4 protein-coding genes are annotated in these 3,169 nt (G+C 57.1%); 3 read left to right on the forward strand and 1 reads right to left on the reverse strand.

What is annotated here, in order from left to right:
- The 3 genes from AC1DSG_RS29585 to AC1DSG_RS29595 form a co-directional block, all read left to right on the forward strand.
- On the forward strand, nucleotides 1-336 hold a 336-nt coding region (locus tag AC1DSG_RS29585; protein ID WP_477794038.1), incomplete at its 5' end, for an MFS transporter.
- 250 nt (nucleotides 337-586) lie between these two features.
- A complete protein-coding gene (gene tcuC, locus AC1DSG_RS29590) occupies nucleotides 587-1,879 on the forward strand; it encodes a tricarballylate/proton symporter TcuC (RefSeq protein ID WP_477794039.1) in 1,293 nt (430 codons plus the stop codon).
- A 25-nt stretch (nucleotides 1,880-1,904) separates the two neighbouring features.
- Nucleotides 1,905-2,681 (forward strand): substrate-binding domain-containing protein, encoded by a 777-nt coding sequence (locus tag AC1DSG_RS29595; protein ID WP_477794040.1) that lies wholly within the window; start codon nucleotides 1,905-1,907, stop codon nucleotides 2,679-2,681.
- On the opposite strand, the gene AC1DSG_RS29600 is transcribed toward AC1DSG_RS29595, so the two are convergent.
- Nucleotides 2,671-3,169 (reverse strand): LysR substrate-binding domain-containing protein (locus AC1DSG_RS29600; protein ID WP_477794041.1); only part of this gene is annotated, 499 nt, incomplete at its 5' end. The genes AC1DSG_RS29595 and AC1DSG_RS29600 overlap by 11 nt on opposite strands.

Consider the following 3,169-nt stretch of genomic DNA (forward strand, 5'->3'; position numbering starts at 1 on the left):
AAGCTGCTCTGTGTGGGCATGGGGTTACTCGTCCTGGCGGATCTGGTACTTGCTCAATCCAGCACGTTCATCACGATGATGCTGGGTGTAGCGTTGTGGGGGCTTCATATGGGATTTAGCCAAGGTATTCTTGCCTCGCTGGTCGCTGATAAAGCACCCTCAGAACTCAAGGGAACCGCCTTCGGCATGTTCAATCTGGTCAGTGGTGTATGCATGCTGATCGCCAGCGTTCTTGCGGGCGGGCTATGGCAGACCGTTGGGCCAGACAGCACGTTCCTCGCGGGGGCATTACTTGCCGCAACGGCTCTGCTCTTACTTTTGTTGAAGCAGCAGTAAGACCAGAGCGGTTGGGGCAAGCAATGCCTGCGCGATTCGCGGCCCCTGCAGCTGCGATCACAGAAGGATTCGGTTAGCTCTGGATTTGGGTTCAACCTTTCACACTGCTATGCATTGATTCGCTCTGCGCATCAATGCATGCCAACAATGCACTTATCAAATCAGTCTGTCTGCGCCACCATTCTCCCCAATAAGAACCGTGCAGCGCGTCCAGGCGGTGCACGTCATAAAAGCGGTGGAGTACAGGTCAATGACAACATCAATCCCTTCCGGGCGCTCACGCGCCAGTGCAATTTTCCGGGTCACCTCGGGTAATTTCCTTGAACAGTTCGACTTCTTCCTTTTCGGCTTTTATGCCACGCAGATTGCGGCCGTGTTCTTCCCGGCCAGCAGTGAATTTGCCTCCCTGATGATGACCTTTGCGGTGTTCGGTGCTGGCTTTCTGATGCGTCCATTGGGCGCGGTGGTGCTGGGTGCTTACATCGATGATGTAGGTCGGCGCAAAGGCTTGATCGTGACGCTGTCGATCATGGCCAGCGGCACGATCCTGATTGTGTTAGTGCCAGGTTACGAAACCATCGGATTGTTTGCCCCAGCCATCGTGCTGATCGGTCGATTGCTGCAAGGCTTCTCGGCCGGTGCGGAAATGGGTGGTGTCTCGGTCTACCTCTCAGAAATTGCCACGCCCGGCAACAAGGGCTTTTTCACTAGTTGGCAATCGGCCAGCCAACAAGTCGCGATCGTCGTCGCAGCAGCATTGGGCTACGGACTGAACCAGTGGATGGCGCCTGCGATGATTGCCGATTGGGGCTGGCGAATTCCGTTTTTCGTCGGCTGCATGATCGTCCCGTTCATCTTTTTCCTGCGTCGCAATCTGGAAGAAACCGAGGAATTCGCCGCGCGCAAGCACCGGCCGAGTATGGGCGATGTGTTCCGTACCCTCGCGCAGAACTGGGTGATCGTATTTGCCGGGATGATGATGGTCGCACTGACCACCACCGCGTTCTACTTGATCACCGTGTACGCGCCAACATTCGGCAAAACCGTGCTGCATCTGAGCACATCCGACGCGTTATTGGTGACGCTGTTGGTGGGTGTTTCGAACTTCTTCTGGTTACCCATTGGCGGTGCATTGTCTGACCGAATCGGTCGGCGTCCGGTTCTGATCGCCATGGCGCTGCTGACCCTCGCCACCGCGTATCCGGCGCTGACGTACCTGGTGAACGCGCCGAGCTTCGTCAACATGCTGTTGGTCTTGCTGTGGTTGTCGTTCATTTACGGTTTGTACAACGGCGCGATGATTGCGGCGCTCACGGAGATCATGCCGGTCGAAGTCCGCGTCGCCGGTTTCTCGCTGGCGTACAGCCTGGCAACAGCGGTGTTTGGCGGTTTCACACCGGCGATGTCGACCTTCCTGATTCAGTACACCGGCGACAAGGCAGCACCAGGCTATTGGATGAGTTTCGCGGCGCTCTGTGCCCTGTGCGCGACGCTCTATCTCTATCGCCGTGCAACCGGTCGCTTGCAACCAGCGATCTCTTGATCCCGCCAGTTTTCGAGAAACCATTATGAAACAGCTATTCAATCTTGCCGCCTTTGCCTTGTTGACCAGCCTCGGTCTGAGCACCACAGTCCACGCGGAAGAAATCCGAGTGATGACATCCGGTGGTTTCACCGCTGCCTACAAAATCCTCGGCCCTAAATTTGCCGCGTCTACCGGCAACACGCTCGACACCGCCCTTGGCCCGTCGATGGGCAAAGCGCCGGAAGCTATTCCCAACCGTCTTGCTCGCGGAGAAAAGGCTGACGTGGTGATCATGGTCGGTTATGCCCTCGATGAGTTGATCAAACAGGGCAAAGTCGATCCCGCCTCACGGGTAGAACTGGCGGATTCGCGGATCGGTCTCGTGGTGCGCGAAGGTGCACCGAAACCGGACATCAGTACCGTCGATGCATTGAAAAAGACATTACTGAATGCGGAGTCTGTCGCCTATTCAGACAGCGCAAGCGGCGTATACATCGAAAATCAACTGTTTACGCGCCTGGGCATAGAAGACCAGCTCAAACCTAAATCGAAAATGATCCCGAAGATTCCCGTGGGTTCGGTGGTCGCCACCGGTGACTACCAACTGGGCTTTCAGCAGGTCAGCGAATTGCTGCCAGTGCCGGGCGTGAGTTTTGTGGCAAAGATTCCGGAGTCGGTGCAGTCGGTGACGCGTTTCGCTGCCGCAATTCCCGTGGGCGCACAACACCCTGCGCAAGCCAGGGCGTTGTTGGAATACCTGGCGTCCTCGGACGCACAAACGGACGTAAAGGCCACCGGCCTGGATTCGGTCAGTCGCTGATCTGAACTTTCATTTCCACCACCAAGCGCTCCAACTCCAGCGCCGCCGGGGTCAATGTACGACCTCGGCGTTTGATCAGACCGACACTGCGCATCACCTGCGGATCGGTCAGCGGCACTCGCGTCAATATCGGATGATCCGCTGCCGGCATCGCCATCAGCGGCACCGCCGCTACCCCCAGCCCAGCCTCCACCAAACCGATCATCGTCGTCACATGCCGGGTTTCACAGATGCTCTGGCGTTGCGGGACGATGCCGGTCAGCGCCTGATCAAGCAGAAAGCGATTACCCGACGTCTTGTCTAGCGAGATGTAGTCCTGCTGATAGAACTCGTCCCAGCTCACACTGTGGCGACCTGCCAACGGGTGATCACGCCGGCACGCGACAACATAACTTTCCTGCACCAGCGGCTCGAACTCGACTTCGGTCTCCAGCGTGCCTATGAAGCTCAAGCCGAAATCCGCTTCGCCATTGACCACTGCACTGAGT

This window comes from Pseudomonas sp. P5_A12, from assembly GCF_056400685.1.

Coding starts and splice junctions, on each gene's coding strand:
- AC1DSG_RS29595 (WP_477794040.1), top strand. CDS start 1,905: ATGAAACAGCTATTCAATCTTGCCGCCTTTGCCTTGTTGACCAGCCTC.
- tcuC (WP_477794039.1), top strand. CDS start 587: ATGACAACATCAATCCCTTCCGGGCGCTCACGCGCCAGTGCAATTTTC.